The organism is Bradyrhizobium sp. P5_C11_2, from assembly GCF_054049755.1.
On the sequence record NZ_JBFULT010000546.1, the window covers coordinates 1 to 5,112 of the forward strand.

The window sequence follows — 5,112 nt, forward strand, 5'->3', positions numbered from 1 at the left end:
GAACTGCGGATCGACRCAGGCGAAATTGCCGGCGTCGTTGGTCATGCCGTTGCCCTTGTAGGCGGGAATCTTCGGATAGACGCACAGCGGCCGGGTGCCTCCGGCCGGGAAGTTCATGGCAATCCTCGGATCGAACAGCCCGCCGGTCGGGTAGGGCGAGGTGGCGTTGGTATTGGTGGCCACGATGCGCTCCGGCGCGAGGCCCTTCTCGACCCAGTTGGTGATGGCCGACAGTTCCTCGGTGGCGAAGCTGGTGGTTGCCGCGCCGCCGCCGCAATGGGCCATGTTCGGCACCATGAACAGCCGGGCGAAATCGGTCGCACGGCCGTCCATGCGCTGATTCATCTTGCGATACCAGCGGGCGATGGCGGCGCCGGAGAAGATGCCGTCGTTGACCGAGGAGGAGACGATCAGCTTGCCGCCGCGCGCCCTGAACGGACGCAGATCCGTCGAGACCGCCGCCATGAAGTCCATCGAGCTTTCCGGATAGGCGGCGGTCCTGGTGAAGATCTTCGGCGCGTCGGTGTCGAAGTTGAATCGGAACACGAAGGCTTCCTGGCCGGTCGGCCCGTTCACCGGCGTGACGACGGGCGGCGTCTGGAAGATCATCGGGATCGCGCCGGCGCCGAGCGTCAGGTTGATCGCGGTGTTGACGCCCGGGACAGGCGCGGTCACGACGTTCCAGAGACCCCAGCCGGCGCCGGGCGCGGTGGGCGGCGTCCAGATGCCGGCATCCCAGAACCAGTTTGAATAGAGCCGCTGGCCCTTCGAATTGACCGGACCGGCATAGATCTTCTTCAGCGCGCCGACTTGCGCGCTGGTCAGGCAGGTGCCGCCATGCGGCGTGCTGCCGTGCGAGCCGGTGCCGCAGGTGTAGTTGGCCAGTGCCGGAGACACTTTCTTGGCCGTGCAGGCGTGATAGTTGTCGATGATGCCGTCGACCAGCCCGTCGAGCGCGTCGCAGGCGCTCAGGATCGCGGCCGAGGCGACCTGGAGATCCTGCTGCGGGAACGTGTCGGGGATGAAGGGCTGCCCGTTGACGTCCTTGCTGGTTGCGAGCGTGCCGAGCACCTGCTCGTTCCAGGCCTCCGCCAGGGCAGCCTGTGGCAGGTTGAAGCCGGGATTTTGCGAAATCACGCCGTCGAACAGCGACGGGAATCTCTGCGAGGCGACCATGGCGTCGCGTCCGCCGTTCGAGCAGCCCATGATGTAGGAATAGACGGTTTCGAGGCCGTAATAGTAGGAGATGATCTGCTTGGAGATTGTCGCGGTCTTTTCGATGCCGTTGTAGCCGTAATCCCGGCGCGCCTGGGCGTCGATAGCGAAATGGGCCGAGCCTCCGGCATTGGGATCGTCGTCCTGATGTCCGCCGACGACGTTGTTGGCATTGTCTTCGTGGCCGCCGTCATTGGCAGCCACCGCCCAGCCCTGTCCGAGTTCGACGCCGGCGGCGCCTTGCGGGTCGGCCTGGAGGCTGCCGTCGGTCCCGCCGCCGCCCATCATCTCGAAACGGCCGTGCCAGGTATTGGGCAGGTTGAGCGCGAAGCCGATCCCGTAGGTGAAATGATCGGGGTCCTGGGTAGAGACCCGCTTGTTGATGATGCCGATCACGTTGCAATAGCCCGACTTCTGCGTCGCGCTCAGGATCTGCGTGTGCGGCAGGGTGAGGCCGGTGAGACCGGTACAGGACGAGCGCGGAGCAACGCCGCTCGGAGGCAGTCCGTGTGCAACTGCCTGTGGGCCGAGAGCCGCCCAGCCGGCCACGATCGTCGACGCGAGAAATAGTCGTTTCATGTAGTGCCCTCCCAGTGTGGTGATTGTCAGAACGGCGATATCCCCCGTGCCGTCGTGCGGCGCCGCCCGTTGTGGCGGGCCTCGTCAAAGTGACAGGCGATGTCGTTGTCGATTGAGGCGTCGAGTTGGTCAGGAGGTCGCGCGGATCCGCCGTGCAGATCGCGACGCGTGGACCGCAGCGCGCCGGCCGCGATCGTCCCGCCGCAATGCGTCATGGCATGCGGATCGTCGCCCACCCTTGATGGAGGCACGGACGTTAGCTCCCCTGAATCCTGCTCGCGTGACGGCAGGTTTTCTCGATTGTTAAGCGGGCGATGTTGCCGTGTCAACATGACGCAACACGCGAGTCCGTCGTGCAACCTGTCGTAGAAGCTGCATGAGCAAACCGGCCGCGCCGCTCGCTTCTCGATCCGGATACGCTGCGGTAAAGTCCGCAATCGAATCTCGGACAACCGGCCGGATGCAGCTGCGCCGGCTTGTGAAAGATGGTCGTCGATGGAGCCAAAGAAGGCCGGCGCCAGGAAGCGGATCGCCAAAAGACCGCGGCGGATTGCACGCGCCGCAAAGCCGTCGCGCGTAGCGCCGCGAGCTCCGTCAGCCGCAAAGTCCGCGCGGCCAAAGTTGCTTGCTTCGGGCGATCTGTCCGATTCGCTCGGCTATCGCATCCGGCGGGCCCAGCTTTGGGTGTTCAAGGATGTCAGCCGGCGGCTCGCCGCCTTCGAGATCAGCCCGGCGCAATTCTCCGTGCTATCGGTGATCGAGGCCAATCCCGGCGTCAATCAGCTCGCCATCGCGCAGTCATTGTCGATCGAGCGGGCAGGGCTCGGCAGGCTGGTCGACCATCTGGAGCGGCGCGGTCTGGTGCAGCGCTCTGCCTCCGCCGTCAACCGCCGCTACTACGTGCTCTATTTGACCGGCGCCGGCACCGCACTCCTCGGCCGCTTGCGGCCGGCGATCGCCGAAAGCGAAAAGGCCCTCGCTGGAAAAATCGGGCCGCGTGCGTTCCGCGAATTGCAGCGGGCACTGTCGGTGTTTCTCGACGAGCCCTGAGTGGGCCGAGCGTCGTCCTGGCGAAAGCCAGGACCCATTACCCCAGGGAGCRGTTTGGCGAAGACTYGYMGTTCGGTACTCCCACCGTCCGCAATCGATAGATTCCGCGGTATGGGTCCTGGCCTTCGCCAGCACGACACCGGAGGTTGGGCAGGCTGTCCCGTGCCGACGAACCGCCGCACCCCACGTACCCCCACGGAGACATTAACCACGCGTTAACCAAATCCGCCGCATCGTTAACCATTCAATAACAGGAACGAGTCGGCCCCATGGAGGCTGTAGCCAAACCTCAACGTCAAATGGTGCGCCTGCGCGGGCGCTCCTACGTGGCCTTCGTGTTCGTGCCGACGGTTCCGATCCAGGATTGGCTCCAGGAGATCGACACCACGATCGCGCGCTCACCGGGCTTCTTCGCCGGCCGCCCCGTGGTCATCGACCTGTCCTCGGTCGATCTCAGCCAGTCCGGCATCAGCCATCTGCTCACAAGCCTTCAGGACCGCAACATCCGCGTGCTTGGGATCGAGGGCGTGGAGGAGGCGCGACTGGCGCCGTCGATGCCGCCGCTGCTCTCGGGCGGCCGCAGCTGCGTGGTCGAGCCGAGCGCGCCGAAGAAGCCCGAGGCGAAGGCCGAGACCAAGCCGACCTCGTTGCTGCTCGAAAGCCCCGTGCGCTCCGGCCAGACCATCATCTTCCCGGAAGGCGACGTCACCATTCTCGGCTCGGTCGGCTCCGGCGCCGAGGTCGTCGCCGGCGGCTCCATCCACATCTATGGCGCGCTGCGCGGCCGCGCCATGGCCGGTGTGAACGGTCACACGAGCGCGCGCATCTACTGTCAGAAGATCGAGGCCGAACTGCTTGCAATCGATGGGTTTTACCAGACTGCGGACGACATCGACGCCGCCTTGCGCGGCAAGCCGGCGCAGGCCTGGCTGCAGGGGAATACCATGCGAATTACAGCGCTGAACTGACCAGCAAAGGAGACATTTCAGATGAGTAAGGTACTGGTCGTGACATCAGGCAAGGGCGGGGTCGGCAAGACGACGACCACCGCCGCGCTGGGGGCCGCGCTCGCGCAGCGCGGCGACAAGGTCGTCGTCGTCGATTTCGACGTCGGCTTGCGCAACCTCGACCTCGTGATGGGGGCTGAACGCCGCGTCGTGTTCGACCTCATCAACGTGGTGCAGGGGGTGGCAAAGCTTCCGCAGGCGCTGATCCGCGACAAGCGGCTGGAAAATCTCTGGCTGCTGCCGGCGTCGCAAACCCGCGACAAGGACGCGCTGACGGAAGAGGGCGTGGGCAAGGTCATCGCCGATCTGCGCAGCCGCTTCGACTGGGTGATCTGCGACAGCCCGGCCGGCATCGAGCGCGGTGCCTCGATGGCGATGCGCTTCGCGGACGAAGCCGTGATCGTCACCAATCCGGAAGTCTCCTCGGTGCGCGATTCCGACCGCATCATCGGCATGCTCGATTCCAAGACGGTGCGGGCCGAGAAGGGCGAGCGGGTCGAGAAGCACATTCTCATCACCCGCTACGATCCCTCCCGCGCGGCGCGCGGCGAGATGYTGACCATCGACGACATCCTCGAGATCCTTGCCACACCCTTGCTCGGCATCATTCCCGAGAGCCAGGACGTGTTGAAGGCCTCCAACGTCGGCACGCCGGTGACTCTGTCGAATGCGGACGGYGCGCCGGCGAGGGCCTATATGGACGCGGCCAAGCGCCTCTGCGGCGAGAACGTGACGATGCACGTTCCGGCCGAGCGCAGAGGTCTGATGGATCGTCTGCTGCGACGGAGGGCTGCATGAGCATGGGTCTGCTTCGACTTCTCCGCGGCAAGAAGGCCTCCGCACCCGTCGCACGCGAACGGCTGCAGATCCTGCTTGCACATGAGCGCGGATTGCGCGGCCAGCCCGATCTGCTCGGTGTGCTGCGTGAGGAAATTCTCGCAGTCGTGTCTAGGCACGTCACGCTGGATCCGACCAAGGTGATCGTCCGGCTCGAGCGCGGCGACGAGGTGTCGACGCTCGAGGTCGACATCGAGGTGCCCAACGACTTCGAGCGCAAGCGCGAGGCGGTCGCGTAGGGGCCGGCCGGGAACGTCCAATTTGGGGTGGGTGAGAAGGCGGTCCGCCGGGCATGGCGGGCCGCCTTTTGTCGTCGCTGCGGGCGATCGGAACGAGACCTGCGACTTGATCGTTGTAGGAAATCCGAGGACCCACCAAGCGTGCACCGCGGTTTCATCAAACGGGAGAGCGCCCATGATATCGG

Annotated in this window: 6 protein-coding genes; 4 read left to right on the forward strand and 2 right to left on the reverse strand. The window is 65.3% G+C overall.

The window, feature by feature from the left end; all coding sequences use genetic code 11:
* The coding region (locus ACXJL8_RS33530; protein ID WP_456686339.1) for a tannase/feruloyl esterase family alpha/beta hydrolase at positions 1-1,794 on the reverse strand (1,794 nt) is incomplete at its 3' end.
* 26 nt (positions 1,795-1,820) lie between these two features.
* Entirely contained in the window at positions 1,821-2,330 is a 510-nt protein-coding gene (locus ACXJL8_RS33535) for a hypothetical protein (RefSeq protein ID WP_456622851.1), read from the reverse strand.
* 85 nt (positions 2,331-2,415) lie between these two features.
* On the opposite strand from ACXJL8_RS33535, the gene ACXJL8_RS33540 reads away from it, so the two are divergent.
* From ACXJL8_RS33540 to minE, 4 genes are all read left to right on the forward strand, one after another.
* Positions 2,416-2,844 (forward strand): MarR family winged helix-turn-helix transcriptional regulator, encoded by a 429-nt coding sequence (locus tag ACXJL8_RS33540; RefSeq protein ID WP_456622852.1) that lies wholly within the window; start codon positions 2,416-2,418, stop codon positions 2,842-2,844.
* A 269-nt stretch (positions 2,845-3,113) separates the two neighbouring features.
* The gene (minC, locus tag ACXJL8_RS33545) at positions 3,114-3,812 is read left to right on the forward strand and encodes a septum site-determining protein MinC (RefSeq protein ID WP_456622853.1); all 699 of its coding nucleotides are present in this window, start codon (positions 3,114-3,116) and stop codon (positions 3,810-3,812) included.
* Positions 3,813-3,833: 21 nt separating this feature from the next.
* The gene (gene minD / locus ACXJL8_RS33550) at positions 3,834-4,649 is read left to right on the forward strand and encodes a septum site-determining protein MinD (protein ID WP_158671528.1); all 816 of its coding nucleotides are present in this window, start codon (positions 3,834-3,836) and stop codon (positions 4,647-4,649) included.
* Entirely contained in the window at positions 4,646-4,927 is a 282-nt protein-coding gene (minE, locus tag ACXJL8_RS33555; protein ID WP_456622854.1) for a cell division topological specificity factor MinE, read from the forward strand. Before minD ends, minE begins: the two co-directional genes overlap by 4 nt.
* Positions 4,928-5,112 lie beyond the last annotated feature (185 nt).

Excerpts from the sequence above, each read along its gene's own strand:
- minE (WP_456622854.1), top strand. The coding sequence starts at position 4,646 with ATGAGCATGGGTCTGCTTCGACTTCTCCGCGGCAAGAAGGCCTCCGCA.
- minC (WP_456622853.1), top strand. The coding sequence starts at position 3,114 with ATGGAGGCTGTAGCCAAACCTCAACGTCAAATGGTGCGCCTGCGCGGG.